Origin of the sequence: Marinobacter sp. 1_MG-2023 (assembly GCF_030549045.1) — a bacterium.
Lineage (GTDB): Bacteria > Pseudomonadota > Gammaproteobacteria > Pseudomonadales > Oleiphilaceae > Marinobacter.
Genome location: NZ_JAUOST010000003.1, coordinates 402,599 through 428,642, shown reverse-complemented (window position 1 = coordinate 428,642; position 26,044 = coordinate 402,599). Strand labels below are relative to the sequence as shown.

The following is a 26,044-nucleotide window of genomic DNA, read 5'->3' as shown; positions in this document are numbered from 1 at the left end:
TTTTAAGATACAGGGCTCTGGCTCTGGCTCTGGCTCTGGCTCTGGCTCTGGCTCTGGCTCTGGCTCTGGCTCTGGCTCTGGCTCTGGCTTTGGCTCTGGAGTGGGTGTTGGCTGGGTTTCAGGTTTTGGTTCTGGCTTTTTTTCCTGCACAGCTTCAGCTTTCTCTGCAGGCGCAGGCGCTGTTTTTCCTGCAAGCGAGATCTTGATAGCGGGCGCGGTATTGACTGCCGCATTGCCTAACTGGTGAATCTCCAGGGGTTTGTCGGGTATGGCGGCCAGAAGAATACCGGCACTGAGCACGATGGCGATTGCCAGCAGTCCCAGGCGCGCAGCGCGTCCGGTATCCTTCACGTTTCTGGCTCCGTAAGCAGCATTATTTCTTCGAAACCACCCTGCTCCAACTTACGCAACAGGGCCTCAAGGTCGGCCATGGCAATGGTGCTGGCCGCAGCGATCTTCAGTGGGTTCTGTGCGTCTGGTTCTGGCAGATGTTGTAGCAGTGTTTGCGCATCCAGTGTTTCACCGCCTGCTCGCCAGCGGCCCTGTGCGTCCACGAACAGGTCGGCATGGGGCGATTGCTGCTCGGCACTCGCAGGCGTAGCCGGTAGGTCAGGCAAAGGATCGTCTGCAAGCTGCCCGGCAACTATGAAAAACATCAACAACAGGAAAACCAGATTGATGAGCGGCAGGAGAGCATCCTCCACCCGTTCCATCAAAGACTTGCCAGACGTGGAAGGCGGTGGAACCAGTTCGGTCATGGTGTTTCTTCGGTCGCCCGTTTCCAGTGGGTTTGAATGCCATTGCGGGACAGCTCACCCAGCGTTGATGTGAACAGACTCAACTGAGTTCCGGGTGCGGTGGTGAGGTTTACCTCGGAGATGCCGGCGCTGCGAAGTTGAGGCAGTATTTGGCCAATTGGAAGCGCGAGCTCCTGCCACTCTATTTCGCCACCTTCTGTGACGATCAGCAGAGGTAAGGGTTCGCCTGTTACCGTGCTTCGACCATCGGTGTTATTGGCAAGTTCCAGGTGATCCACGGGTAGCAGCCGGCTGGTCAGCATAAAAAACACCAGCAGGATGAACACCACGTCAATCAGCGGTGTTATGCGAATGGGTATTGGCCTGTTGGGCCGAGGTTCAACCAGTTGCATGGGCGAAACGTTGACTGCTATGGGTTTCAAACTCTTTCTGGTCTTGTGATTCTGATCGTTGTCGTTTGGCTGTTGCCTGAACTGGCGCGCCGACTGCAGCTTCACCGGTAGGTTCTTGCTGGTCCATAAACGCTTCCGGTGTCGTACTCAGTACCGAAACCAGAGTGCTGTTGACGAGCTTGTGAATGCGCCGCAATCGAAACTCTATCCAGGCAGCCAGAGCCGCGAATGGAATGGCAACAACAAGGCCAGCTGCCGTTGTGGTCAGGGCTTCGTAGATACCACCACTCAACTGAGATGCGTTTGCCCGACCTTCTGTGGCGGCCATGGCGCTAAAGGCTTCCATCATGCCCATCACGGTTCCCAAGAGGCCAAGCAAGGGAGCAAGGGCCGCGATCACTTCAATGATTTTCAGTGGAGCCTCGAAGGGTTCTAACCCGTGCTGGGCGTCCCGCGCTGAAGTCTCACGAACCTGCCGATCGTCCTGGTTGTTCTGTCGCGCCTCAATGGTATTGGTTACGAGATGATGAAGCGGATTCAGCCTTGCCCAGCGGCTGGCTTGCTGGCGAACCACTTTCGGGTTTACCTCAGTGGGGTTCTGTTGCCAAAGCGTAATGATATTTTTAAGTTTTTTTGACAATCTGGGTGCACAGAGGGCGCCTAAAAGCACCACGTAGACAAATGTGATAAGACCCAGTACTGCCATGACAAGCAGGACCATCATTACCGGGCCACCCATGGCTAACAGTTGGCTGAGGGGGCCATCCGTCACCGTGGGACCGAGAGGCGCCAGAATATCGCTCATGATAGGTATCGCTCTTACTGAAAGTAGATATAAATAATAACGATTATCATTGTGTTTGCAAGTGCGTAATTATTCCGGTCGCGGGCTTCTGGTAAAGTTCATATTTCTGTAAAGCGCACTTTGCAAAAGCATTTGACCAGAAATCGGAGGTCTTACCATTTACACCTTTTCCCTGCGAAACGGAGCAATCCTCTTGTGTTGATTAACCGTTGGCTTGGTAGTCTGGTTAACCGGGCTGTGCTGCTGGTTGTGGGTGTTGTTGTTCTGACCGCATTACTGGTTGCACTTGCAGGCTCGCTCCTCAGCAGATCGGAGCTTGAGCAGCAGGCAGCAAACCAGGTAACCACGATTGCTCAGCTGGTTGCGGTAGAGTTGGACGACAAACTGTCGCAGCGACTCGAAGCACTCAGTCATGTGGCCGAGGGGTTCACCATGAGCGAGACGGCTTTCGGGACGCGAGCGAAAATACTGGTGCGTCGCCAGACAGCGCTGCAGCATCTGTTCGATGGTGTTTATCTGATTGATTCAAAGGGAAAAGTGATCGCGGAGTATCCGGAGATTTTCAACCTTGTCGGAACGGATGTCAGTAGTCGTCCATATTTCCTCAAGGCTTCCGGACAGCTTACCCCGATTATCAGTGAACCCTACCGTTCACACTATCAAGGCAAGCCCGCCGTGATGGTGGCCGCCCCTATATTCGATCACAATCAGCGCTTTATCGGAATGATCGGGGGAGCCATTGCGCTCGCCGGAGAGCACCTTATTGAGGAGTTTTCTGGTGTTCGCATTGGGAAAACCGGTTATCTGGCGATCGTGGCCCGTAATGGAACCGTTCTTGCCAATGGTCGCACAGGTGAAGTGATGCAACCGATAAGAAGCGCCAACCCGGTGCTCCAGGACGCTTTGGGTGGATTTGAGGGTACGGCCCAAACCCGCGACATTGACGGCGAAAGTATCATTCTGTCGGTGCAACAAATGGCAGAAGTACCCTGGTTCGTTGCAGCGGTCTGGCCGGCCCGCGAAGCCTATGCACCAGCGACTCGCACCAAAGATGCCTTTCTCTGGATTTTGCTGGCGGTAATTCTGCTCGTTGTCCCTGTTGTCATGTGGCGCTTTCGGCGCCTGCTGGCGCCGCTGCAGGAACTTGGGCAACAGGTGCATGAGCGGCATCTGGGTGTAAGAACCAGCCCGGTGGGTGGCTCAGGTGGTTCGGAGATCCGCCAGGTTGCTGACATATTCAACATGGTTATGGATGAGCGTGAGGATGTTCTGAGTTCTCTCGCCGAGCGAGAGGCATTTTTCCGTTCGCTCACCCGTGGTGCACCTATTGGTATCGTGCAGGCCGATGTTCTGGGCCGCATCGAGTTTGTAAATCCTGTTTTCGAACGTATTCTCGGGTTGAAAATGGCCGAGCTGAGTGGAACCCACCTGTTTGACTGTGTTTCGGATGTAGACCGTGATGCTGTTATAACAGGCTGGCAACACTCGCTTGAGCATCAGGAGGTATTTCGTGACCGTTTCAGGCTGCAGGGGCCAAATAGCCAACGGCCAGTCTGGTGCCAAGTAATGACTGCGGCCCTTGAAACGCCGGAAAAAGTCATGGGTACCATCACTATTGTCCGCGATATTTCCCATGAGCTGGAAGTTGAAGAAGCGCTTCGTGACGAGCAGCAGAGAGCGGAAAACATACTGGGGGTGATGCAGGATGGTGTGTTGATGGCAGATACTGGAGGTGTTATCCGTTATGCCAACCACGCTGCGAGCCGCTTTCTCGGTTCTGATGGGGAATACCTGGGAAAAAATGTGTTTGAGCTGGTAGGCATTGATCACGAGGAGCAGTCGCTCACCCATGAGTGGTTTCTTGAGCGTGATGATCTCGATAGCCTTTACATTACTCTCCGCAACCGGAATGGCGAGGCGTTTGATGTCGATCTCAGCATGATTCACATCCGCCAGGGCAGGCATAATGAGCGGCTGGTGTTTGTGCTTCGGGACGACACGGAACGCAGGCGGGAGGAAGAGCGGCTTTCCTGGGAAGCTACCCATGACAGCCTGACGCAACTACTGAATCGTCGTGCTTTTAACGCTTCGCTCAATAAGTGCCTGAGCGAATCGGCGCATCAGGAAGTAAGCTCTGTGTTGATGCTCATTGATCTCGACTACTTCAAACCGGTGAATGATGAGGGCGGGCATCTGCTCGGCGACGAATTGCTGCGGCGCCTCGCTGAACTGTTCAAGGAGCCGGTGCGCCAGTCTGACACCGTTGCCCGGCTGGGTGGTGACGAATTTGGTATCATCCTCCCTGCCTGTGGTTTGGCCCGGGCAAAAACTCTTGCCGAAGGTATCCGTGCCGGTGTTGAAGCCCTTAAGCTAGAGCAGGATGGCCGCATGTTTGGAGTTACGGCCAGTATTGGTATGACGGAACTGCTTGTCGTGGATCGCGAACCCAAAAGCGTTATTGCCCGGGCCGATGAGGCTGCTTACCTTGCCAAAGCAAATGGCCGGAACCGGGTTGAAGTGGTGCTTGCGACAGAGCAGACGTAGCGATAAAAGTCGGGTATTCAGGTCCACCCGGTTGCTGCCGCGCTTGCTTGCCACAACAAGCGCAGAGCGAGCAAGGTAAGTACAATATTCAGGGCTTTGCTGAACCAGCGGTTGTTGAGCCGGTTCAGAAGGCGCAGACCAATCCAGGTGCCGGCAAAACCGCATGCTGTCATGGCGAGTATAAACACCAGCCAATCTGTAAAGACAAAACCCGTCACACCGAACACCAGGGCTTTGGGCGCATGCTGCAAAACCATCGCTGTGGCAAAGGTTGCGACGGTGCGGAAGCGATCCACATGAATCTGCTTAATGAATGCGGCCACCAACGGGCCTGTAGCCCCCACGAAAAGGCTGACAAAGCTGGTGAGTGTGGATGCAATAAATATCCCGGCAGAACCGAAAGCTCCTTTGGGCAGAGCCGGCCCCCAGCACAGATAGAGCACGAATACCGCTATGGTCAGCTGCCAAAGGTAGGCGGGCAGGCTTACCAATAACCAGGCTCCTGTTGCTGCGCCCAGGATAACGCCAGGTATGAAAGCTGCAATGGTCCGCCAATCGATATGCCTCCACGTCAGTATCGCCCGGCCGCCGTTGGAGCCCAGTTGAATCATGCCATGAACGGGAACGATTGCTGCCGCCGGCATCCATGTAGCCATCAGGATCAGCAGAAGAACGCCTCCGCCGGCGCCCAGGCTGGCGGTAATCATCGATGTGATAACAGAGCTTGCCAGTAGGAAAAGTGCCACTGAAAAGCTCAGGCTTTCCGGGAGCAGAGCTATTTCCACGCGCAGAATTCCGTGGGTTTGAGCTGTGGCGTTCGGCACAAGGCTTCGGTTGCCAATTGTACGTCGGCTACATAATACAGCGACGCCAGCCCCAGCCTGTCCCGGCCCAGGTTGTGAAACACCATGCCAAACGCTATATCGCCGGCGGTAAAACGTTCGTGGTTGGCGGCAAAATATTCTGCTGGTTTGGCCAGAATCTCGTCATCAAGAAGCGCCTGAACGCGGCCTGCACCGCCGTGGTAGGCCTGAACCAGCAACAGTACAAACAGCTCATGGCGCTTGCTTTCCGGCAGGTGACCAAAACGTTCGTCGAAAATCGGCTGCAGGTTGCGGGCATTCTGATGCATCAGGCGCAGCGCGCAATCCATTTGCGCCAGCCGGTGCCAGTAGTTCTGGGGTTTTATTTGGCAGTCATTCAATGCGGAGGGCGAAAGCTGGAGAATGCCCTTTGCGTTTGCTTGAGAGTGCGCTCTTGCCTGTCCGCCGCTTTCAATCAGGATTTGCCCGGCCAGGTACCTGGGTAAAACCGCTGGCAGAGTAAAGCGGTTTTGCTCGCTTCGGCGTTGGACAATATACATTAGCGCATCGTGCAGTGAGCCTGGCTGTTCGCGACTTGCGAAGGAAAGGTCATCCCAGGCGCCCCAGACAAGATCCGTGCCTTGAGCGCCCAGGTAGCGGCCAACGGAGAGGTCCAGATTGACATGAGGCTGGTCACAGGCGAGAGCAAACGGATAGCCATTGGTATCGGCGTCGCCGGCAATCCATTCCTCCGTGCGCCCTTTTTCGTGCAGTGACTGGCGGGTATCGTTCAGGCGCTTCTGGGTGGTTGCGCGATCGGCGCCGTCACTGATCCAGCCCAGGAACTGCCCACGCATGTCGAACAGAATATGGCGTTCAGGGCTGGAGCAATAACCCGATTCTCTCAGAACCCAGCGCCGTATGGTGAGAATGTTCTGATAAACGCCCTGGCTTACCCAGTAAGGCGAGCCCCGTACTATGGCTGTCCAGCCTGAGGTTTGATCACTTTCAGTCCCGGCTTGATTCTCTTCGGCCAGCACTGGTGCTTGCACCAAAGTGGTCAGGGTGAAAGTCAGAACAAGCTGGCGTAAGCTTGCGAATCTTGAGCTCATAAGCGACGTGTCCGTGGTATCCCGGGCATCACAATAACAAATGGACGCTACTATGAAGCAATCTGAGTATCTTCATTACGATGCCACGGCGTTGGCTGATCTCATACGCCGAGGCGAAGTGACCTCCAGGGAAGTATGCGAGGCTGCGGTGGAACGGGCAACCTCTGTAAACAGTTCACTTAACGCAATCTGCTTCCCCCAGTTCTCCGAGGCTTTGGCGCAGGGTTTTCCTGAGCAGGGTGCGTTCGCCGGTGTTCCTATGCTGCTCAAGGACCTGGCGCAAGAACAGGCTGGCCGACCCTCTACTCTGGGTAGCCGTAGCTTTAAAAACAACATAGCGCCCCAGGACTCAGAATTTGTGCGCCGTGCTCGTGAAGGTGGGCTGGTTTTTCTGGGACGGACAGCAACACCGGAATTTGGCCTCAAGGCCATTACGGAATCGGAGTTGTGGGGGCCGTCGCGGAACCCCTGGAGTACGGATCTTACCCCTGGAGGATCAAGTGGTGGTTCCGGTGCTGCAGCCGCCGCGGGTATCGTGCCTATGGCCGGCGCTAACGATGGCGGGGGCTCTATCCGAATACCGGCAGCTTACAATGGATTGTTTGGGCTCAAGCCATCTCGCGGTCGTATTTCTAGCGGCCCCTTGATGGGAGAGTCCTGGACCGGTGCTTCTACGGATCATGTGGTCACTCGCACGGTGCGTGACAGCGCCGGAATGCTGGATGTGCTTAGCGGTAATGCCTGCGGTGATCCGTTTGTTATCCCAGGGCCCGGTTCCGCATACTCTGATCTCATGCAGAAATCACCAGGTAGCCTGAAAATCGGTGTGTTTACATCGTCTCCGTTCGATACCGACGTAGCTCCTGAGTGTATCGCCGGTGTTGAAGAAACGGCGCGGATTCTGGAAAACCTGGGGCACAAGGTTGAGTATGCGCGGCCGGAATTCGACGGCATGGCATTAGCCCGCTGTTATCTCGGTCTCTACTTTGGTGAAGTGTCTGCCCTGATGGCGAAAGCCAAAGCGCAGTTTGGTGCCGTTGACAGCGATTTCGAATTGGACACCCGTCTGCTCGGCATGCTGGGTAACAGCATGCCGCTGTCAGACTACGTGCTTCGCCGCCAGCAGTGGAACGAATTTGCGCGGGCGCTGGGGGCATTTTTCAGGGGATACGATCTCTACCTTTGCCCGACTACCGGTCAGATGCCAGCCCGCATCGGTGAGCTGGAGACTCCGTCTTACCTTAAGCTGGCAGCAAAGCTAATGCTTGGCCTCAAGGCCGGGAAAATGCTTCACCGCAGTGGTCAGGTGGATCAGATGGCTATGGAGAGCCTGGCCCGGACGCCATTTACCCAATTGGCCAATCTTACCGGAACCCCAGCCATGTCGGTGCCCTTGCACTGGACCGCCGGGGGGCTTCCGGTCGGCGTGCAGCTGGGTGCTCCGCATGGTGGTGAGGGCGTATTGCTGCAACTGGCGGCGCAGCTGGAGGAAGCAGCGCCCTGGTTTGGTTATTACGAGCGACTTGATAATGCCTTTTAGACTGCGAACGGATAACGGGCATTTAACGGGTTGTGATCCGTTGATGTCAGGCTCACGTTTATCTTTGTATGCTTAACAGGCTATGCTGTGTATCAGGGAGACCATCTTCCTGATATATCCTGATGGCATCGAGGAGGCGAGCGTATTATGAACCAACCGATGGCAATCGATGAACTGGTATCAGTAGCACAGGCAGAAGCCATGGGAGAGCTTGATGCTCCGATGATGGCGATTGTTCTGGCCGATGAACAAAGCTATGACTTGCCCATCAACTCACTTGAAACCGATGCCGACAAGGCGCGCTGGGGGTTGATCCTCCGTGCTGCCCGCGAGCATGTAGAAGCGGACGCTGTGGCGGTTCTCTATCCCGCCTGGACAACTATCCGGCACAAAAAGAAAGAGGTCGCTGAAGATGACGGCTCTGAAGCTTCTGAAGACAGTCCTGGAATGTCGTCAGACAGCACCGGAGATGAGCCCAATGAGCCGATAGACACCTTGTTTGTGCAGCTTCATACCCGGGATCACGTCTACTGGCGTGGATTTGAGCAGATCCGGGATCCGAAGCATCAGCGCATCATAGGCTTCCGCCGCATCAAAGCCCTGTCTACGGATTACAAGCGTGATGAAGAGCCGTCGGTCGCATCCTGGCTCAGTACATTGTTTGAGCCTTTGCCGGAGCATGGTGAAGAATCAGACGTTGATCTTGAACTGGCCGATCTTCTCGAAGAGCCGGAGGTAAGTGCTGCGTTGTATCCACGGCAACTGCGGGCGTTGCACTGAGGGCTATACGCCTGTAGCGAACCAGCATGGCGGGTGCGGGGTGTAGGGAAAACCCGGATTCGGGTTTGGCAGGCGAATAGTCTATAATCGCCGGCCTTAATCCTGCACCCACAAGGCGCTGACCGTGATTGTATTTGACCAGGTACAGAAGTCGTATCAGGTGGGCGGCCGGGAGATCCCCGCGCTGTACCCGACCGATATGACCATCGAAACCGGCGAGGTATTCGGTATTGTCGGGCATTCCGGGGCGGGAAAATCCACCCTGGTGCGCCTGATTAATCTGCTGGAGCCGCCCACCGGCGGCAGTATTCTGATTGATGATGAGAACATCACCCGGTATAGCGCAGCGGAACTTCGAGCGTTTCGCCGTAAAGTCGGGATGATATTCCAGCATTTTAACCTGTTATCTTCAAAAACCGTGTCGGATAACATCGCCTTCCCGATGAAGCTGGCGGGTATCTATTCCAAAGCGGAAATCCGGGATCGTGTGCAGGAACTGCTGGCCCGCGTCAGCCTCACGGATCATGCCGACAAATACCCTTCCCAACTTTCCGGTGGCCAGAAGCAACGCGTTGGTATTGCCCGCGCGTTGGCCTGCAGGCCGACAATTTTACTGTGTGACGAAGCCACCAGTGCCCTGGATCCACAAACCACCCAGTCAGTGTTGCGATTGTTGGCGGAGATCAACAAGGAGCTGGGCCTCACAATTGTACTCATCACTCATGAGATGGACGTGGTGCGCCGGGTGTGCGACCGGGTTGCGGTGATGGACGGTGGCCGTGTGGTAGAAATGGGCGCTGTGAGCGATGTCTTCCTTCACCCGAAGCACCCTACCACCCGGGATTTCGTATTCGAAAGTGAAAACACTGACAGCGACGAGCGCCAGCAAGACCTGCAAAAGGCTAATGGTCGTATCCTGCGCCTGACGTTCAAGGGAGAGTCGACCTACCAGCCATTACTGGGCAGCGTTGCACGCGCATCGGGGGTGGATTTCAGCATCCTCTCAGGGCGTATTGATCATATAAAAGATACGCCCTATGGCCAGTTGACCCTGTCGTTGGTGGGCGGGGATCTGGAGGTTGCCATGAGTGCGCTTGATGCGGCCGATGTTCACGTGGAGGTCCTGCGCTGATGGAAGCTTTATTGAGTAACGTGGACTGGCCAGAGATCGGCATAGCGAGCTGGGATACCCTGGTGATGGTGGGTATGTCTCTGCTGTTCAGTGTCCTGGCCGGCCTGCCGATTGGTGTTTTGCTGTTCCTGACTGGCAAGCGCCAGTTGCTGGAACAGCCGGTAGCTTACGCCGTGCTCTCATTTGTCGTGAACGTGCTGCGTTCCGTGCCCTTCATCATCCTTTTGATTGTGATGATCCCGTTCACCGTGATGCTGATCGGCACGTCTCTTGGCGTTGCAGGTGCCATCCCTCCGCTGGTGGCCGGCGGTGCACCCTTCTTTGCCAGGCTGGTGGAGACATCCCTGCGGGAAGTTGACCGGGGCATTATTGAAGCCACGCAAGCCATGGGCGCCAACGTGCGCCAGATCATTTTTGGTGCCTTGCTGCCGGAGGCGCTTCCGGGCATCATCGCTGGCATTACGGTCACTGCGATTACGCTGGTTTCCTATGCTGCTATGTCTGGCGTTATTGGCGGTGGCGGTCTGGGTGACCTGGCCATCCGTTTTGGTTATCAGCGGTTTCAGACCGATGTGATGGTCATCACTGTGGCTCTGTTGGTGATCTTCGTACAAGTGTTGCAGATGGTGGGTGACCGTCTGGTGCTTTATTTCAGCCGTAAGTAGTTCAGTTTTGGGTAGGCCACGTGATGGCACAACCCTCAGAAGACACGTCAGAAATGAGCTTGGGTGACGGCGTGCTTCCCGAAAACGTGGAGCGCCAGGGATGGCGCGACCGAGCCCTACATGGATGTATTTACGGGCGTTTTTCGGGAAGCACGCCGTCACCCGAGCGGATGCCATGAACAATTCTGCTTTAAATAACCGAGTGACCACGAACAGGAGAGAATTAGATGAACCTCAAAAAAGCCTTGGTAGCACTGGCTGCTGCATCCGTTTTTTCCGCTGCGGTATCCGCTGAGAAGCTGTCCGTTGCTGCAACGCCGGTTCCACACGCAGAACTGCTGGAATTCGTGAAGCCGAAGCTGGCGGAACAGGGTGTAGAACTGGAAGTAAAAGTCTTCACCGACTACATCCAGCCCAACATCCAGGTGGATCAGAAGGGTATGGATGCCAACTTTTTCCAGCACCAGCCGTACCTGGATGAGTTCAATGACGGCCGTGGCACCAACCTGGTTACGGTCACCGGCGTTCACGTTGAGCCGTTTGGCGCCTATTCCAACAAAATTGACTCTCTGGACGACCTGAAAGAAGGCGCAGTCATCGCCATTCCGAACGACCCCACCAATGGTGGGCGCGCCCTTCTGCTGCTGCAGAAAGCTGGCGTAATCACCCTTAAGGAAGGCAGCAAAATCACTGCAACGCCTCGTGATATCGCTGACAACCCGAAAGATCTCGACTTCAAGGAACTGGAAGCTGCAACATTACCGCGGATTCTTGGCCAGGTAGATGTGGCGCTCATCAACACCAACTACGCACTGGAAGCCGGCCTGAACCCGTCTGAGGATGCACTGATCATCGAAGGTTCCGAGTCTCCGTATGTGAACATTCTGGTTGCCCGTCCTGACAACAAGGACAGCGAGGCCATGAAGAAACTGGCGAAGGCACTGAAGTCTGAGGAGGTTCGTGAGTTCATCAAGAAGCAATACGAAGGCGCTGTCGTTCCAGCATTCTGATAAGAACGAAAGCCAAAAAAATGCCGGACAGCTTAAGCTGCCCGGCATTTTTTATTCCGCAATCAGAACTGGTGATTAATCACCGCTCCAGTTGGCTGTGGGGTCCGGTGTCATCCGCAGGTAGGATTTCACCTTCTTGTAGCCTTTCGGGAAGCGCTGCTTGATCTCATCTTCGTCCTGAAGTGACGGCACGATAACAACGTCGCCACCGCGTTCCCAGTTGCCCGGAGTCGCGACCTTGTGTTCGTCGGTTAGTTGCAGGGAATCGATCACTCGCAAAACTTCATTGAAGTTACGACCGGTGCTGGCCGGGTAAGTGATGATCAGACGAACTTTCTTGTTCGGATCAATCACAAATAGCGAACGTACAGTCAGTGTGCTGTCCGCGTTGGGATGGATCATGTCGTACAGCTCGGCGACCTTGCCGTCATGGTCGGCTATGATCGGGAAGTTGACTGCGCAACCCTGGGTTTCGTTGATGTCCTTGATCCACTCATGGTGGGAGTCAACCGGATCAACGCTCAGTGCGATGGCTTTAACGTTACGCTGTGCAAACTCCTCTTTGAGCTTGGCTGTCAGCCCAAGTTCTGTGGTGCACACCGGAGTGAAGTCTGCAGGGTGGGAGAACAGCACACCCCAGCCGTTTCCTAACCACTCGTGAAAGGAAATCTTTCCTTCACTGGAGTCCTGTTCGAAATCTGGTGCGGTATCGCCTAGACGTAAACTCATATTCGCTCTCCTTCGATGCTGCTTTTTAAAGCGTTGTTCGAAATTCCGGCAAGCAAACTGCCGAACCCATTTACTGAGTGTATACGAGAATCATTGGTGCCGGAGGATGGGATTACAAGGGTCAGTTGATTCATCTCATCCGGCACCGGCCTGTTAGCCAGCTGTTACACTCGCTGGCGTATCAGGGTTCCTTTAACGGCCCACCGCCTTTTTCTGCTCAAAGTGCTCCTTGGTCAGCGTGAATACCACAGGGCTGAGGAGTAAGAGAGCAATCAGGTTTGGTAGTGCCATCATGGCGTTGAGTGTGTCGGCTATAAGCCAGATCAGGCCCAGGTTTACGGTTGCACCAACGGGGATGGCAAGAATCCAGGCAACCCGATAAGGCACGATGGCTTTCACCCCGAACAGAAACTCGACGCTCCTCTCGCCGTAGAATGACCAGCCCAGCAAGGTGGTAAAGGCAAAGACGGCCAGGGCTATTGCCACCACATAATCGCCAACCCCCGGAAGTGCTTCAGAGAACGCCATCGAAGTGAGCGCCGCGCCGGATTCGCCAGACGTCCAGACGCCGGAGGTAATGATAACCAGACCTGTGATCGTACAAATGATGATGGTGTCAATGAAGGTCCCCAACATAGCCACCATGCCCTGGTTTATCGGGTTTTTGGTTTGTGCTGCAGCATGGGCGATAGGGGCGGAGCCGAGGCCGGCTTCGTTGGAAAAGACGCCCCGGGCCACGCCAAACCTTATGGCCGCCCACACCGCTGCACCGGCAAAACCACCCTCTGCGGCTATCGGACTGAAGGCATGTTTGAAGATCAGTTCAAACGCGGCAGGGATATCGGCAAAATTAAGTGCCAGAACAACCAGGCCTGCGAGCAGATATGACAGCGCCATTAGCGGTACCAGTGCACTTGCTACCTGCCCGATACGGCGAATGCCTCCAATCAGTACCAGTCCCACCAGAACCATCAGGACGACGCCAGAGAGCCAGTGTGGCAGACCAAATGTCGCTTCCATGACATCTGCGACTGAATTGGCCTGAACAGTATTACCAATCCCGAACCCTGCAATGGCTGCAAAAATGGCAAAGAGCACGCCCAGCCAGGCCCATTTTTTGCCAAGACCGTTGCGAATGTAATACATGGGACCGCCGACATAAGAGCCGCGCTCATCTACCTCGCGGAAGCGCACAGCGAGGACCGCTTCGGAGTATTTTGTTGCCATACCCACCAGGGCGGTCAACCACATCCAGAACAGGGCGCCTGGCCCGCCGAGGAAGACAGCCGTCGCTACGCCGGCAATATTGCCTGTTCCGACTGTTGCAGACAGGGCTGTCATCAGCGCCTGAAACGGCGGGATGTCGCCATCAGATTCTGCATCTGCCGCGCTGCGGCCTTTCCACATCTGGCGGAAGCCAGCACCTAGCTTGAGTATTGGCATAAGTTTCAGGCCGAGACTTAAAAACAGCCCTACACCAAGAATAAGCACCAGCATGGGCGGCCCCCAGACCAGCCCGTTGATCGTGCCTATAATGTTTTCAATGGCTTCCATGGGAGCCCCCTTGTGTATGCCATGGTTTAAAGATGTGACTCTGCCCCGAAGGGCTATAACCGGCTGAGTTTAGTCGGATATTGCTGTCTGTAAACTGTCAGCTGATGAAAATTGAGGATTAGGCGCCTATTGCCTATGTTTACAGTAAGGTAGAGGATATAGCGCCGCTTGGTGCTGTTGGATCAACCAGAAAGGTGAGGAGTTACTGATGAGTGCGCTCAAAGTTTCTGATGTCATGTCCAATCATATTGAGCCGGTTCGATGCGGGACGCCGCTCACCGAGGTAGTCAAGGCGCTGCTGGAGCATCACATCTCCGGGCTGCCGGTAGTCGATGCAAATCGACGTTTGCTGGGTTTTGTGTCTGAACAGGACTGCATCCACTCACTGCTGGTGAGCAATTATCACTGCGAGGGCGACCCGGTTGTAGACGATGTCATGTTTCGTGAACCTTTGGCGATTTCTCCTGACATGGCCATTGTTGACCTCGCCCAGAAGCTTGGGTCTGGCAAGCCAAAAGTGTATCCGGTTGTGGATCATGGAAAGCTCATTGGCATTGTCACTCGCACGGCTGTGCTGGCCGAGCTGGCCCGCATCGGTTGTGGGCTTGAGCTTTCGAAGCGCAAAGGCGAAGACGACTGATCAGATTGCATTCGCAACTCGTACATCCAGGCCGCATTTTTAAGGCGCACTTTAAAGGGGACACTATGGAGTTATTATCCACTAACGTCAGTTTTGACGGGGAGCATCGCCGCTACCGACATAGATCTGCGGTGCTTGAGTGCACGATGGAATTTGCCGTGTATCTGCCCCCGGCTGCGGTGGGGCCGAACCCACAAAAAGTACCGGCGCTCTGGTGGCTATCCGGGCTGACATGCACGGATCAGAATTTCATGGAGAAAGCCGGTGCCCAGAAGAAGGCAGCGGAACTGGGCATGGCCATTATTTGCCCGGATACCAGCCCGCGTGGTGTTAACCTGCCGGGAGAAGATGACAGCTATGATTTTGGAAGCGGGGCCGGATTCTATATCAATGCCACCCAGCAGCCCTGGGCGCCCCACTACCGAATGTACGACTACGTGGTTAAAGAGCTTCCGCAACTGGTTGAAAGTGAGCTCCCACTAACCGGCAAGCGCTGCATCAGCGGTCACTCCATGGGTGGCCATGGCGCATTGATATGCACGCTCCGCAATCCAGGTCGCTATGTGTCTGTTTCAGCATTTGCGCCTATTGCCCATCCAACCGTTTGCCCCTGGGGGCAAAAGGCATTCGAAGGGTACCTCGGGGGTGATTCGGCGAGCTGGGAAGAGTGGGATGCTACTTTGCTGATTCCGAAAGCCGGTGAGCGCTTGCCTCTGTTGATCGACCAGGGAACGGCAGACGGTTTTCTGGAAAGCCAGCTGAATCCGGAAGCGCTGGTAAAGGCGTGTGAAATGCATAATCATCCCATCAACCTGCGGATGCGAAAAGGCTACGATCACAGCTATTTCTTTATAGCCTCATTTATTGATGAACATATCGCTCACCACGCCAAGGCGCTGGGCCTGGTCTGAGCGATTCATCGGGCTAATTGGGTGAACCCGGTTCAGTCCGGGAAGCCCCAGATCCGGCTGAAGTTCATCGACGGCATGATATCAGGCTCTTCCAGCGCCATGATGTTGAACTCCGGTATGCTGGTATCACGCTCCTGACGGGTGTCGCAGCTGGCTCCCGAAGAATCCAGGACAACCTGCGCAAAAGGCCCCAGCGTGCGCAATGGCCTGCGGGTGATCACGCAGACTTCGTTGTTTTCCAGCCGCACCAGAGTTCCGGGCGGGTACTCGCCCAGAATATGCAGAAGAGCTTTAGGAAGTGCGGGCCGGAAACTGCCATCTGCCAGGTTCGCGATCAGTTTGCGCGCGGCTGTAACGTTCATTCGCTTGCGGTAAGCGCGTTTTGTGATCATGGCTACGTAGCGTTCCGCCAGCGCGAGGATTTCCGCCTCGGGCCGGATATCTGCACCGCTCAGGCCGTCCGGATAACCACTGCCATCCGCCTGCTCATGGTGTTGAGCGATGATAGTAAACAACAGCTCGTTCTCAATACCTACCGCTCTCAACGCGCGGATGCTCCTTTCGGGATGCTTGCGAATAACGTCCCTCTGTTCCTTGCTGAGCACTTTGTTGAAGGCATTGAGCTTGTCGGCTACGGGTACCAGGGCAAGGTTTCCGCTCAGGGCGGCTTCTGTCAATAAAGGGATACGTTGTTCATCAAGCCCGAACTGACGGGCGATCAGCTGGCAGAGAATGGCGTAAAAAATGATCTGCTCATGGATGGTGGGGCCGACAGAGTAGAGGTGTATCAGGGCCAGGCTTGAATCCGGCGCACTTTTACAGGCCTGCTCCAGAGTATGTGCCAGGTCCTGTATGTGTTTACGTGCTTCCGGCTCGCCATTGGCTATAGTCGCCAGGGTTTTCTCCAGCGCGTGAAGATAACCCGGGTAGCTGGTAAACGGGTTGCATTCTGTCTCGTCCCCGGATACCTCGTTGTCTGCCTCAGGTAACTCAATAGTCCGCGGCTTGAAAAGACCACGCTCAAAAAGCTGTTCGAGCTGTGAATCGGTCTGAATCACATAGCCCTGGCACAGCAGCACGTTACCTTCGGCGTCATACACGTCCCATGGCAATGGACGGCCTATGGTTAGGGCGCCGGGGGCTATTCGAACGAGGTCACTCAAAATCTGATTCCTGCATGGCGAATGTGTACAGTTTTATTACACTTTAATAGTGTGTTGTTAAAAATGGTAGCCTGCGGCGATTATCGGGCCGCTTTGTACTATGCTTGCGTTTTACACACTGCGTTGTCGGACAATTCACACATGTTGAGCCGCCTTAAAACCGATTTCCAGTTATCAATTATTACGCTGCTTGGTATCGCCGCTTTTCTTGGTATCACTCCGTTTGTCGTGCTGTGGTTCGTTCAGGGAAACATTGTCGCAGGCATTGTGGATATTCTCATCCTTGTATGTATTGCCGGGGGTATGTTGTTCGCCTGGATAACCGGCGAAACCCGGCGCGTAGGCTTCGTCATTGCCTGGGCTGTGTGTTTGGGAGCAGTGGCTGCAGGAGCCGTTGGTAGTGCAGATTTTTTCTGGCTTTATCCCTGTTTGATGGTGTCGTTTTTCCTTGTTGGCCCCCGTGCTGCCGTTTTAGTGAGCCTGTCAGCCATTGTGACTGCAATAACGATTCGGAGCGATGGCTTCCGGTCCCTGGACCACCTGTGGTCGTTTTTTACAACAACGGTGATGACCTGTATCTGTGCCTATGTATTTGCGGTTCGCAACGAATATCATCGGAAAAATCTTGAGCTGTTAGCAACGGTTGATCCGTTGACGGGTGTGAAGAACCGACGCTCTATGGATGAAGGCCTACAAATGGCTCTGGCTGACGCGTTGCGCACGAACAGGTCTTATGGGTTGGTCATGATGGATCTTGATCACTTTAAAAGGATCAACGATGAGTACGGTCACAGCGTTGGTGATGAAGTGCTTCTGGACCTGGTTTCTCTCATTCAGAAACGGATACGCAATACGGACCAGCTGTATCGTTACGGCGGAGAAGAGTTTGTTTTATTGCTTTCTGGCGTGGATCCAGATGGCCTGGGACTCATCGCCCGCAACCTGCATAAAATCATTCGCCAGCAACTGAGGTTGAGGTGTCACGACAGCAAGATAACGGCTTCATTCGGAGCGGCTCTACTCCGGCGTAATGAAAGTGCAGAGGCCTGGTTGGAACGGGCAGATGCCGCACTCTATGAAGCCAAGCGGTCCGGCCGCGACCGGATCGTGTTTTCGGGTGCTGTGCCTGCGCAGGATACGAGTTCGCCTGTTGGCAGCTCCGGGTTAGCCAACTAGCTCGCTACTGTTGCGCGCGGACGATAACGAAACAATCTCCATCCCAGCAACATGCTGGCCGACGCCAGGCCGCCGGTAAGCCCTATCCAGAATCCCGCAGCTCCCATAGCCGGGGCAATAACATCGGTAAACGTCAGAATATAGCCGAGCGGCAAGCCCACGCCCCAGAATGAGAACAACATGATCAACAAAGGGATGCCTGTATCCTTGTAGCCTCTCAGGGCGCTGATGCAGGTCACCTGGATAACATCGGCAACCTGGAAAAATGCCGCAAACATCAACAAGCGAATAGTCACTGCCTGTACATCTGTATCGCTGGTGTAGAGGGCCGCAATGCCCTGTGAGAAAACGAACAAGAGAGTTGCAAACACCAGAGCCGTAGCGGAGGCCAGAATCAGAGAGCTGCGGGAAATCAGTCGTGCTGTATCCGGCGCGCCCGCACCAATAAGGAAGCTGACTCTCAAAGTAAGCGCCATGCCGATACTCAGCGGCAGCATGAACAGCAAAGACACCACGTTCAGTGCGATCTGGTGCCCTGCTACGACGATAGGACCCAGTGGCGCGAGAAACAACGCGATCACAGCGAACACGCTGGCTTCCACAAAAATCGTAACGCCAATGGGAATGCCAATGCTCAGAATATAGCGAATCAGGGTTGAATTGGGCTTTGCCCAGTCTGCAATCAGGTGGAATTTTTTATAGAGCTGGCTCCGGCTGAGGTAGGTCAGCAGCGCTATCGCGGCAACTCCGTTCGAAACTGATGTTGCCCAGCCACAACCAATACCGCCCATGGCCGGCAGCCCGAGCTTGCCGTAAATGAAGATATAGTTCATCGGCAGGTTAATCAGCGTGCTCAGTACCGAGAACGCCATAATGACGCGGGTATGCCCTAGCCCATCGGTAAGCCCGCGCAGGGCGGTCATGAGCAGCAGGGCTGGAATGCCCCATGCAAAAGCGTTCAGGTAACCCTGGGTTATACCGGCAGTGTTGGCTTCGAGTTTGAGCCCTTCCAGAACCGGGTGGACGTTTGTCAGCAATAGGATCATTACAACAGAGCCAACACCGGCGAGGTATAAGCCTTGCCAGGTAGCCGGCATTATTTTTTCTGGCGTACGTGCGCCGTTGTAACCGGAAATGATCGGCTGCAGTGCCCCGAGCATGCCCATAAAAAACAGGAATAATGGCATCCAGAGACTGCTGCCAATGCCTACGCCCGCCAGATCCTCGGCGCTGGCGTGGCCAGCCATCACCGTATCGATAACGCCGTTGGCCATCTGGGCTATCTGAGCTATCAAAATTGGTCCGCCCAGTATCGCCAGCGTCTTCCATTCGGTTAGTGTCCGCGAGACGAGAGACGTACGTACTTCCGGCAGTGGCTGGTGGGTTTCGTCCATAAAGCGTTGATCCGAAGGGCTGGAGCCAATAGATATTCAAGGATGAATTGCAGGCACGGCATTCTACCTGAACGTGAGAGGCATCGTTATAGGGGGTTGTCGCGCAAAGACGCTGAAACTCCCTTTAAAACCCGCTAAAGTACACGCCCGATTCATACAGATGGCAGTCAATATGGGACTCCTGGTTTTTGTAACAGTACTCTGGGCTTTTTCCTTCAGCCTGATTGGCGAGTTTCTTGCCGGTCAGGTCGACAGCGATTTCGCGGTACTCAGCCGGGTGTTACTGGCAACGTTGATATTCTTGCCGTTTACCCGCTGGCGGGGCGTGCCAGGAGGGCTGAAGCTGGGTGTGCTGGTAACAGGCATGTTGCAGTTCGGTATCACGTATCTGTGCCTCTATCGCTCGTTCAGCTACCTGACGGTACCGGAAGTCCTGCTGTTCACCATATTCACCCCCCTCTACGTAACTCTGCTTGACGATGCCCTGTCTCGCCGGTTCTCCCCTGTTGCTCTGATTGCAGCTGCAATAGCGACGCTCGGTGCCGGTATCATTCGCTACGACGGGCTCAGCGAGGATTTCATTACTGGCTTCCTGCTGTTGCAGGTTGCAAATTTCACCTTTGCGGCGGGTCAGGTGGGCTACAAGCATGTAATGCAGCGTTTCCCGGTTGATCTCCCCGCGTATCGCACCTTCGGTTACTTCTTCATGGGGGCACTGACCATTGCTTTGCCTTCCTTTATCGTGTTCGGAAACGCCGAGCGCCTGCCGGCGACCGCGTTGCAGTGGGGCATTCTGACCTGGCTGGGCCTGGCAGCGTCCGGGCTCGGGCTCTTCCTATGGAATCGTGGTGCCTGCCGTGTGGATGCCGGCACACTCGCTATAATGAATAACGCCCTGGTGCCCGCCGGATTGTTGGTAAACCTGCTTATATGGAATCGCGATGCGGACCTGGTGAGGCTTGCAGTGGGCGGGGGCGTTATCGCTCTGTCCCTGTGGTTCAACGCACGCTTGCATCCGCGGGCCCGGCTGGCCGGTACTGGCATCCCGGAGCCAGTGCTGGCAGAATCGCCCCCTAATCGCCGGGGCTAGTGGCGGATCAGTCACACCGGCTCTCTTTTAAGCTTCCTTAGCCGAAAGCACAGGAACACAACATGACTCAGCTTAACCCGGCCTCGGGTAACGATACCGGGGCCGCTCGCGGCCTCTGGTCTTCCCGCTTTGCATTTATCCTCGCAGCAACCGGATCCGCCGTTGGCCTCGGCAATATATGGAAATTTCCTTATGTCACGGGCGAGAATGGCGGCGGCGCCTTTGTTCTGGTTTACCTGCTGTGTATTGCTATTATCGGTGTGCCCATCATGATGGCCGAGATTTTCGTGGGTCGCAGCGGCCGTCACAACCCGATTGGCAGCATGCGTCTGGTTGCCGAGCGTAACCTCAGTTCGCCGGCCTGGCGTATTCCCGCCGTCATCGGGATGATCGCAGCGTTTGCAATACTTTCCTTCTATTCCGTTATTGGTGGCTGGGCCGCTTCTTACATAGGCCACGCGGCCATGGGCGACTTCACCGGCGGTAATGGGGACTCCATCGGCGAGCTGTTCAGTGGTTTGCTGGCCAGCCCGAAGCAACTTCTGGCATGGCACACTTTGTTTATGGCTTTAGTTGTGCTGGTGGTATCCCGCGGCCTGAAAGGCGGCCTGGAGCGCGCTGTGACAATTCTGATGCCGGCGCTTTTTATACTGCTGCTTATTGCAGTTGGCTACGCTACCACCACTGGCCATTTCAGCGAAGCTGTAAGTTTTCTGTTTACGCCAAACTTTGAGGCGCTGACCATCAACGGTGTGCTGATTGCTTTGGGTCATGCGTTTTTCACGCTCAGCCTGGGCATGGCCATTATGATGGCGTATGGCTCATACCTTGGTCGTGACGTGCCCGTAGGACGCACAGCGGTGAGCATTGCGTTGATGGATACGGTTGTTGCTTTGTTGGCGGGCCTGGCGATTTTTCCGGTGGTTTTTGCCAACGGTCTTGAAGCCAGTGCCGGGCCTGGGCTGATTTTCCAGACCTTGCCATTGGCGTTCGGTAATATGCCCATGGGCAGCCTGTTCGGCACGCTTTTCTTTGTGTTGTTGTTGTTTGCTGCCTGGACTTCCGGCATATCCTTGCTTGAACCCGTAGTGGAATGGGTTGAGGAAAACACCAGCCTGGAGCGCTCGGGCAGTGCCATTGTTGTTGGTGTGCTTTGCTGGCTTCTGGGTATTGCCTCTATCCTGTCGCTGAACGTCTGGTCTGGTTTCGCACCACTCGACATGTTCGCGCGTTTTGAAGGCAAGACGATTTTTGACCTGCTGGACTTCTTTACGGCCAACATCCTGTTGCCTTTGTCCGGTTTGCTGACAGCGATCTTTGTTGGCTGGTTTGTTGCCAAAGAATCCCTGAAAGCTGACGTGAAACTGAGCGAGGGTGCGTTCACCTTGTGGCTGTACTTGTTGCGCTTCGTCACTCCGGTAGCGGTTGTGATTGTGTTTGTTTATAACTTGCTAGCGTAAAAGCTGCGGAAAAAAGAAAGCCCGGAAGGTCATAATGCCTTCCGGGCTTTTTTGTGCATGAAGCCTGCGTAGAAATCAGTCTTCGTCATCTTCTGCGATAGCTCGCAGAGCCTCCAGGTGAGGCTTCACGGCTTCAATGTCGGCCGAGGGAGCCGCGCTGGCCTGCTGTGTCATCCCGAGGGCGGCTTGCATTGACGCTCGCATCTGGGCCTTTTGCTGCGCGCTCATGTGAGGGCTGTTCTCGATCTCAGCCATGGCGCTTTCCATTTCTTTTTCGATTGCGGGGTTCTGGCCTGCCATCTCAATCGCTATCCAGGCGCCGTAAATACGATCACCTGTGGCCGCCCACTCGTCGAGGTTCTTGAAGCCGTGATCCTGAACCAGGTCTTCCAGGCGATCGTATGCGTCCTCGCCTTTTAACTCTTCAATGGACGAAGAGAAAATTTTCGAAAAATCCGGTGCTTCATTGTCCTGAAGGGTTTCATCGTCCTGTCGGTCGTCCAGATCTTCAAATTCTGGCTCCAGAGCCTGAGCTTTTTCCAGGGTCGTTATGAAGGAGCGGATTTCTTTATCGGTCAGGTTTTCAGCGTGGGCACTGAACGATATCAGAGACAACATGAATGCCAGCACGGTGATAAGCTGGCGGTAATAAGAGTTGGGCTGTTGAGGGTTCATAGAGCTCTCCTTGATGGTGGGTTTCCGGTTCCGTCCGCCCGGAATAGTTAATAGCCTAGGCCCAAATACAGGTACTGCCAAGCCATAGGCTCCGGCTTTTCTCTGGTAACTTTCCTGTGTGACAGATTCGTGAAGTTTTCGCGTTAGACTGCAGGGCAAAACCCCAACATGATGGGGGGCGAATAGCCCAGACAAGCAAGCCGGAGAGCCATGACAAGAACGGTATTAATTATTGAGGATAACCCTGGGATCGGGGAGCTGGTCAGCATGCAAGTCAAGGATCTGAGTATGCAGCCGGTTTTGGTCGACCGGGGAGATGATGGCCTTGAGCGATTTAAAAAGGGCGACATTGATCTGGTTATTCTTGACCTTATGCTGCCGGGGATGGATGGCCTTTCAGTGTGCCGGGAAATCCGTGCGACTCCGGGCTATGTTCCAGTGCTTATGCTGACAGCGAAAAGCACAGAGCTGGACCGGGTGCTTGGCCTCGAAATGGGCGCAGATGATTACCTGACCAAGCCCTTCAGCGTTGCCGAACTGGCAGCCCGCATCAAAGCCCTGTTTCGTCGAGTTGATGCGCTTTCTACCCGCGTAAACGAGCAAGTGAAAGCAGAGGAGGTGGAAGTGGGCGGGCTCAGGATAGACCCTGACCGACGCCGGGTGTTTGTTCATGGTAGCGAAGCGGAGCTCACTGCCCGTGAATTCGACTTGCTCTGGCACTTTGCCTGCAATCGGGGACGTGTATTCAGTCGCGCACAGTTGCTGGACGCCGTATGGGGTTACAACCATGAGGGCTACGAGCACACAGTGAATACCCACATCAATCGTCTACGCAACAAGATTGAAACCAATCCGGCCGATCCCCGTTATGTGCAGACGGTGTGGGGAGTCGGTTACCGGTTTCTGGACTGAACTATGGCACGCCCCCTGTTTCAAACCCTGTATGCACGGCTGGCCCTCGGCCTGTTCCTGCTGCTCGTGACTGTTGGCGGACTATTTACCGTGCTGAGTCTTTACTCGGTGCGGGAGTATAGCGCGGCGGTGAACCAGGCGCTCAACCGCGACCTGGCCAGCCATCTGGTTTCTGATCGCAACCTGGTTACCGGCGGCAGGATTAATCATAGCGAGCTGGAGCGCCTGTTTGAACTCTATATGACCATCAATCCCAGCATCGAAATCTATTTGCTGGACCAGGAAGGGCTCATTCTTTCCTATTCTGCCAACCCGTCCAAAATCAAGCGTAAGCACGTATCTTTGGAGCCTATTCACAGGCTCCTGGAAAATCCGCAAGCTTACCCTCTGCAAGGCGACGACCCGCGAAGCCATGATCGACGCAAAGTCTTTTCTGTAACCCCGGTACCCAATGCGGAGAATCCCACGGGTTATCTGTATGTTGTGCTTCGGGGTGAAGAATATGATTTCGTAGAAAGCATGGTCCACAGTGATCGTCTCATGCAGATGGGCGGTGGCGCTCTGGGAATCAGCCTTTTCGTGGGGTTGCTGGCGGGGCTGGTATTCTTTCGACTGCTTACACGACGTCTGTCCCGGCTGACCGCTCGTGTGGAGGCTTTTGAAGCGGAAGCAAAAGGGGCCATGAATACTGGTGACGCAGAGGACAACGGTGTTGCCGGGGATGACGTGGACTATTTGGCTGCCAGGTTTGATCAGATGGCTGCCCGCATTGCCGGCCAACTGGAGTTGCTGAAAGACAAAGATCACCAGCGCCGCCAACTGGTGGCCCAGGTGTCCCACGATTTACGCACTCCTTTGGCATCCATTCAGGGGTATCTGGAAACGCTGGGTATGAAACAGCAGGAGCTGAGCCCTGAGGAACGCCGGCGTTTTCTGAATGTGGCGTTGGCTGAAACTTTGCGTCTCAGCAAGCTTGTGGACGAACTTTTTGAACTGGCAGCTTTGGATGCTCGTGAGCGGCAACCCTTTGCGGAGCCGTTCATGCCGGCGGAACTTCTGCACGATGTAGTGCAAAAGCACCGGCCGAAGGCAGAACAGGCGGGCGTTACCCTGAGTATTGTTAGCGTGCAACCTGCGATGGTACTCGCAGATATCGCCATGACCGAGCGGGTTCTGGATAATCTGATAGGTAACGCGATTGATCACTCCCCGAAGGACGCCAAGGTCGAACTGAGTGTGTCGGCAGATAGCGATGGTGTCGAAATCTGTGTTCGTGATGGCGGGGAAGGCATTGCCTCAGCGGACATTGAGCATGTTTTTGATCCGTTCTATCAGGCGCCTGGTGCCATCCGTAACGGACATGCCGGGCTGGGCCTTGCTATTGCCCGCCGGATGGCGGAATTGCAGCGAGGGAAAGTCTCTGTTGAAAGTCAGCCGGGGGCCGGCGCCAGGTTCAGTTTCTGGCTGCCTTTGGCAGATTCGACGGCAAAAGAATCCACGGCGTTATAGATTCGTAAGAATTAAGGAACGTTTTGGTGAAATCACGGCGATAGCATGGCTTATGTTATTTCTGTCAGGAGAGTTGTTATGAACCGAAAAATACTCGCTATGGTCACCGCGCTGCTTGTTGCGGTTACCGGCGCTTTCTATGCCGCCGTTGCCACAGCCGAAAAGACCGCGGTTGCCACCAACGAATACGCGCCTTCAGACCCTGGCCTGAAAGTCGCCACCTTCGCCGGGGGTTGTTTCTGGTGTGTGGAAGCTGGTTACGAAAAGATTCCAGGCGTGGTGGAGGCTGTCTCTGGTTATGCAGGGGGAGATGAGTCCGATCCAAGCTATCAGCAGGTCGCTTCAGGCAGCACGGGGCACACCGAAGCGGTGCAGGTTTACTATGACCCGAAAGAAATCACTTACGAGGGTTTGCTGCAAGGCCTCTGGCGGATGATGAACCCGACGGATGCAAATGGTCAGTTTGTCGACCGTGGGAAGCAGTATCGCCCTGCGATTTTCTACCACAACGCTGAGCAGGAGCGTATGGCAGAAGCGGCTAAAAAAGAACTGCAGGCCTCAGGTGTATACGAAAACCCGGTGGTTATCGAAATTACGCCATTGAAAACTTTCTATGCGGCTGAGGGGTATCACCAGGATTACTACAAGAAAAACCCGGTGCGCTACAAGATCTACACGTTCAATTCCGGCCGTTATCAGTTCATTGAAGATGTGTATGGTGAGGATTACGAGCTCGACTTCAGTCAGTTCAAGCCAGCGGCCAAAGCTGACGATAACGCTGGTATGGCAGAGGGAGAACACGCAGGGATGAAAGGCTTTGATCCGCAAACCTTCGTCAAGCCGGATGCAGAGACCCTGAAACAGCGTTTGACCAATACGCAGTATGAAATAACGCAGAACGACGGCACCGAGCGAGCGTTCAATAATCCCTACTGGGATAACAAACGCCCGGGCATTTACGTGGATATTGTATCGGGCGAACCGCTGTTTTCCTCCCGTGACAAGTATAAGTCCGGAACCGGCTGGCCGAGCTTTACCCGCCCGCTGAGCTCAGACATGGTCGTGGAAAAGGATGATACCAAGTTCTTCATGACGCGTACCGAGATACGCAGTCGCTTTGCCGATTCGCACCTGGGCCACGTGTTCAACGATGGCCCGGCGCCCACCGGTCTGCGCTATTGCATGAATTCAGCCGCAATGAAATTCATCCCTTTGGAAGACATGGCTGAAGCAGGCTACGGTGACTGGATTGCTCAGGTGAAGGGCGAGCAATAAGCCTGGCAGATTCGG

At 54.9% G+C, this 26,044-nt stretch carries 24 protein-coding genes and 1 pseudogene; 14 read left to right on the top strand and 11 right to left on the bottom strand.

Annotated elements, in window-relative coordinates; translation table 11 throughout:
- From Q4606_RS11400 to Q4606_RS11385, 4 genes and pseudogenes are all read right to left on the bottom strand, one after another.
- Positions 1 to 351: pseudogene (locus tag Q4606_RS11400) on the bottom strand (energy transducer TonB); the annotation flags it as partial.
- Positions 348 to 758, bottom strand: coding sequence for a biopolymer transporter ExbD (locus Q4606_RS11395; RefSeq protein WP_303607584.1), 411 nt, complete (start codon positions 756 to 758; stop codon positions 348 to 350). The pseudogene Q4606_RS11400 and the gene Q4606_RS11395, both read right to left, overlap by 4 nt.
- Positions 755 to 1,150, bottom strand: a complete 396-nt coding sequence (locus Q4606_RS11390) for a biopolymer transporter ExbD (RefSeq protein ID WP_303596851.1) — start codon at positions 1,148 to 1,150, stop codon at positions 755 to 757. Before Q4606_RS11390 ends, Q4606_RS11395 begins: the two co-directional genes overlap by 4 nt.
- Positions 1,137 to 1,955, bottom strand: a complete 819-nt coding sequence (locus Q4606_RS11385) for a MotA/TolQ/ExbB proton channel family protein (RefSeq protein ID WP_303607583.1) — start codon at positions 1,953 to 1,955, stop codon at positions 1,137 to 1,139. The genes Q4606_RS11390 and Q4606_RS11385 overlap by 14 nt, the downstream gene beginning before the upstream one ends.
- A gap of 195 nt (positions 1,956 to 2,150) precedes the next feature.
- Between Q4606_RS11385 and Q4606_RS11380 the strand changes: the two genes are divergently transcribed.
- Positions 2,151 to 4,499 (top strand): diguanylate cyclase, encoded by a 2,349-nt coding sequence (locus tag Q4606_RS11380; protein WP_303607582.1) that lies wholly within the window; start codon positions 2,151 to 2,153, stop codon positions 4,497 to 4,499.
- Positions 4,500 to 4,516: 17 nt separating this feature from the next.
- On the opposite strand, the gene Q4606_RS11375 is transcribed toward Q4606_RS11380, so the two are convergent.
- Together Q4606_RS11375 and Q4606_RS11370 are read right to left on the bottom strand one after the other, a co-directional pair.
- Positions 4,517 to 5,284, bottom strand: coding sequence for a TSUP family transporter (locus tag Q4606_RS11375; RefSeq protein WP_303596854.1), 768 nt, complete (start codon positions 5,282 to 5,284; stop codon positions 4,517 to 4,519).
- Positions 5,275 to 6,414 (bottom strand): transglycosylase SLT domain-containing protein, encoded by a 1,140-nt coding sequence (locus Q4606_RS11370; RefSeq protein WP_303607581.1) that lies wholly within the window; start codon positions 6,412 to 6,414, stop codon positions 5,275 to 5,277. Before Q4606_RS11370 ends, Q4606_RS11375 begins: the two co-directional genes overlap by 10 nt.
- A 52-nt stretch (positions 6,415 to 6,466) precedes the next feature.
- On the opposite strand from Q4606_RS11370, the gene Q4606_RS11365 reads away from it, so the two are divergent.
- From Q4606_RS11365 to Q4606_RS11345, 5 genes are all read left to right on the top strand, one after another.
- Positions 6,467 to 7,954 carry an amidase gene (locus Q4606_RS11365; protein WP_303607580.1) on the top strand — a complete coding sequence of 496 codons (1,488 nt, stop codon included), beginning with the start codon at positions 6,467 to 6,469 and terminating at the stop codon, positions 7,952 to 7,954.
- A 147-nt stretch (positions 7,955 to 8,101) separates the two neighbouring features.
- The gene (locus Q4606_RS11360; RefSeq protein WP_303596857.1) at positions 8,102 to 8,734 is read left to right on the top strand and encodes a hypothetical protein; all 633 of its coding nucleotides are present in this window, start codon (positions 8,102 to 8,104) and stop codon (positions 8,732 to 8,734) included.
- A gap of 124 nt (positions 8,735 to 8,858) precedes the next feature.
- Positions 8,859 to 9,866 (top strand): methionine ABC transporter ATP-binding protein, encoded by a 1,008-nt coding sequence (locus Q4606_RS11355; protein WP_303607579.1) that lies wholly within the window; start codon positions 8,859 to 8,861, stop codon positions 9,864 to 9,866.
- Positions 9,866 to 10,531: a methionine ABC transporter permease gene (locus tag Q4606_RS11350; RefSeq protein WP_100687464.1), complete on the top strand. Its 666-nt coding sequence runs from the start codon at positions 9,866 to 9,868 to the stop codon at positions 10,529 to 10,531. The genes Q4606_RS11355 and Q4606_RS11350 overlap by 1 nt, the downstream gene beginning before the upstream one ends.
- A 227-nt stretch (positions 10,532 to 10,758) precedes the next feature.
- Positions 10,759 to 11,541: a MetQ/NlpA family ABC transporter substrate-binding protein gene (locus Q4606_RS11345; protein ID WP_303607578.1), complete on the top strand. Its 783-nt coding sequence runs from the start codon at positions 10,759 to 10,761 to the stop codon at positions 11,539 to 11,541.
- Between the two features lie 75 nt (positions 11,542 to 11,616).
- Here Q4606_RS11345 and Q4606_RS11340 read toward each other — a convergent pair whose 3' ends face one another.
- Together Q4606_RS11340 and Q4606_RS11335 are read right to left on the bottom strand one after the other, a co-directional pair.
- Entirely contained in the window at positions 11,617 to 12,270 is a 654-nt protein-coding gene (locus Q4606_RS11340) for a peroxiredoxin (RefSeq protein WP_303596860.1), read from the bottom strand.
- A gap of 192 nt (positions 12,271 to 12,462) precedes the next feature.
- Positions 12,463 to 13,824 carry a sodium:alanine symporter family protein gene (locus Q4606_RS11335; protein ID WP_303596861.1) on the bottom strand — a complete coding sequence of 454 codons (1,362 nt, stop codon included), beginning with the start codon at positions 13,822 to 13,824 and terminating at the stop codon, positions 12,463 to 12,465.
- Positions 13,825 to 14,032: 208 nt separating this feature from the next.
- Between Q4606_RS11335 and Q4606_RS11330 the strand changes: the two genes are divergently transcribed.
- Together Q4606_RS11330 and fghA are read left to right on the top strand one after the other, a co-directional pair.
- A complete protein-coding gene (locus tag Q4606_RS11330) occupies positions 14,033 to 14,464 on the top strand; it encodes a CBS domain-containing protein (protein WP_303596862.1) in 432 nt (143 codons plus the stop codon).
- Positions 14,465 to 14,529: 65 nt separating this feature from the next.
- Positions 14,530 to 15,375 carry an S-formylglutathione hydrolase gene (gene fghA / locus Q4606_RS11325; RefSeq protein ID WP_303607577.1) on the top strand — a complete coding sequence of 282 codons (846 nt, stop codon included), beginning with the start codon at positions 14,530 to 14,532 and terminating at the stop codon, positions 15,373 to 15,375.
- 32 nt (positions 15,376 to 15,407) lie between these two features.
- On the opposite strand, the gene Q4606_RS11320 is transcribed toward fghA, so the two are convergent.
- Positions 15,408 to 16,538, bottom strand: coding sequence for an HD-GYP domain-containing protein (locus Q4606_RS11320; protein ID WP_303607576.1), 1,131 nt, complete (start codon positions 16,536 to 16,538; stop codon positions 15,408 to 15,410).
- A gap of 141 nt (positions 16,539 to 16,679) precedes the next feature.
- Here Q4606_RS11320 and Q4606_RS11315 point away from each other — a divergent pair, with 141 nt between their 5' ends.
- Positions 16,680 to 17,714, top strand: coding sequence for a GGDEF domain-containing protein (locus tag Q4606_RS11315; RefSeq protein WP_303607575.1), 1,035 nt, complete (start codon positions 16,680 to 16,682; stop codon positions 17,712 to 17,714).
- On the opposite strand, the gene Q4606_RS11310 is transcribed toward Q4606_RS11315, so the two are convergent.
- Positions 17,711 to 19,108, bottom strand: coding sequence for an MATE family efflux transporter (locus Q4606_RS11310; RefSeq protein ID WP_303596865.1), 1,398 nt, complete (start codon positions 19,106 to 19,108; stop codon positions 17,711 to 17,713). The genes Q4606_RS11315 and Q4606_RS11310 overlap by 4 nt on opposite strands.
- 172 nt (positions 19,109 to 19,280) lie before the next feature.
- Here Q4606_RS11310 and Q4606_RS11305 point away from each other — a divergent pair, with 172 nt between their 5' ends.
- Together Q4606_RS11305 and Q4606_RS11300 are read left to right on the top strand one after the other, a co-directional pair.
- On the top strand, positions 19,281 to 20,198 hold the full coding sequence (locus Q4606_RS11305; protein WP_303596866.1) for a carboxylate/amino acid/amine transporter: 918 nt from the start codon (positions 19,281 to 19,283) through the stop codon (positions 20,196 to 20,198).
- Between the two features lie 62 nt (positions 20,199 to 20,260).
- Positions 20,261 to 21,658, top strand: a complete 1,398-nt coding sequence (locus tag Q4606_RS11300; protein WP_303607574.1) for a sodium-dependent transporter — start codon at positions 20,261 to 20,263, stop codon at positions 21,656 to 21,658.
- 75 nt (positions 21,659 to 21,733) lie between these two features.
- On the opposite strand, the gene Q4606_RS11295 is transcribed toward Q4606_RS11300, so the two are convergent.
- Positions 21,734 to 22,333: a hypothetical protein gene (locus tag Q4606_RS11295; RefSeq protein WP_303607573.1), complete on the bottom strand. Its 600-nt coding sequence runs from the start codon at positions 22,331 to 22,333 to the stop codon at positions 21,734 to 21,736.
- Positions 22,334 to 22,543: 210 nt separating this feature from the next.
- Here Q4606_RS11295 and Q4606_RS11290 point away from each other — a divergent pair, with 210 nt between their 5' ends.
- The 3 genes from Q4606_RS11290 (at position 22,544) to msrB (ending at position 26,029) form a co-directional block, all read left to right on the top strand.
- On the top strand, positions 22,544 to 23,245 hold the full coding sequence (locus Q4606_RS11290; RefSeq protein ID WP_303596869.1) for a response regulator transcription factor: 702 nt from the start codon (positions 22,544 to 22,546) through the stop codon (positions 23,243 to 23,245).
- Positions 23,246 to 23,248: 3 nt separating this feature from the next.
- Positions 23,249 to 24,754: an ATP-binding protein gene (locus Q4606_RS11285; RefSeq protein ID WP_303607572.1), complete on the top strand. Its 1,506-nt coding sequence runs from the start codon at positions 23,249 to 23,251 to the stop codon at positions 24,752 to 24,754.
- A gap of 78 nt (positions 24,755 to 24,832) precedes the next feature.
- Complete coding sequence (gene msrB, locus Q4606_RS11280) at positions 24,833 to 26,029, top strand: peptide-methionine (R)-S-oxide reductase MsrB (RefSeq protein ID WP_303607571.1); 1,197 nt, start codon at positions 24,833 to 24,835, stop codon at positions 26,027 to 26,029.
- The last annotated feature ends 15 nt before the right edge of the window (positions 26,030 to 26,044 follow it).

Coding starts and splice junctions, on each gene's coding strand:
- Q4606_RS11350 (WP_100687464.1), top strand. CDS start 9,866: ATGGAAGCTTTATTGAGTAACGTGGACTGGCCAGAGATCGGCATAGCG.
- Q4606_RS11295 (WP_303607573.1), bottom strand. CDS start 22,333: ATGAACCCTCAACAGCCCAACTCTTATTACCGCCAGCTTATCACCGTG.
- msrB (WP_303607571.1), top strand. CDS start 24,833: ATGAACCGAAAAATACTCGCTATGGTCACCGCGCTGCTTGTTGCGGTT.
- Q4606_RS11330 (WP_303596862.1), top strand. CDS start 14,033: ATGAGTGCGCTCAAAGTTTCTGATGTCATGTCCAATCATATTGAGCCG.
- Q4606_RS11300 (WP_303607574.1), top strand. CDS start 20,261: ATGACTCAGCTTAACCCGGCCTCGGGTAACGATACCGGGGCCGCTCGC.
- Q4606_RS11390 (WP_303596851.1), bottom strand. CDS start 1,150: ATGCAACTGGTTGAACCTCGGCCCAACAGGCCAATACCCATTCGCATA.
- Q4606_RS11360 (WP_303596857.1), top strand. CDS start 8,102: ATGAACCAACCGATGGCAATCGATGAACTGGTATCAGTAGCACAGGCA.
- Q4606_RS11310 (WP_303596865.1), bottom strand. CDS start 19,108: ATGGACGAAACCCACCAGCCACTGCCGGAAGTACGTACGTCTCTCGTC.
- Q4606_RS11285 (WP_303607572.1), top strand. CDS start 23,249: ATGGCACGCCCCCTGTTTCAAACCCTGTATGCACGGCTGGCCCTCGGC.
- Q4606_RS11370 (WP_303607581.1), bottom strand. CDS start 6,414: ATGAGCTCAAGATTCGCAAGCTTACGCCAGCTTGTTCTGACTTTCACC.
- Q4606_RS11340 (WP_303596860.1), bottom strand. CDS start 12,270: ATGAGTTTACGTCTAGGCGATACCGCACCAGATTTCGAACAGGACTCC.
- Q4606_RS11365 (WP_303607580.1), top strand. CDS start 6,467: ATGAAGCAATCTGAGTATCTTCATTACGATGCCACGGCGTTGGCTGAT.
- Q4606_RS11395 (WP_303607584.1), bottom strand. CDS start 758: ATGACCGAACTGGTTCCACCGCCTTCCACGTCTGGCAAGTCTTTGATG.
- Q4606_RS11345 (WP_303607578.1), top strand. CDS start 10,759: ATGAACCTCAAAAAAGCCTTGGTAGCACTGGCTGCTGCATCCGTTTTT.
- Q4606_RS11315 (WP_303607575.1), top strand. CDS start 16,680: ATGTTGAGCCGCCTTAAAACCGATTTCCAGTTATCAATTATTACGCTG.
- Q4606_RS11290 (WP_303596869.1), top strand. CDS start 22,544: ATGACAAGAACGGTATTAATTATTGAGGATAACCCTGGGATCGGGGAG.
- fghA (WP_303607577.1), top strand. CDS start 14,530: ATGGAGTTATTATCCACTAACGTCAGTTTTGACGGGGAGCATCGCCGC.
- Q4606_RS11385 (WP_303607583.1), bottom strand. CDS start 1,955: ATGAGCGATATTCTGGCGCCTCTCGGTCCCACGGTGACGGATGGCCCC.
- Q4606_RS11305 (WP_303596866.1), top strand. CDS start 19,281: ATGGGACTCCTGGTTTTTGTAACAGTACTCTGGGCTTTTTCCTTCAGC.
- Q4606_RS11335 (WP_303596861.1), bottom strand. CDS start 13,824: ATGGAAGCCATTGAAAACATTATAGGCACGATCAACGGGCTGGTCTGG.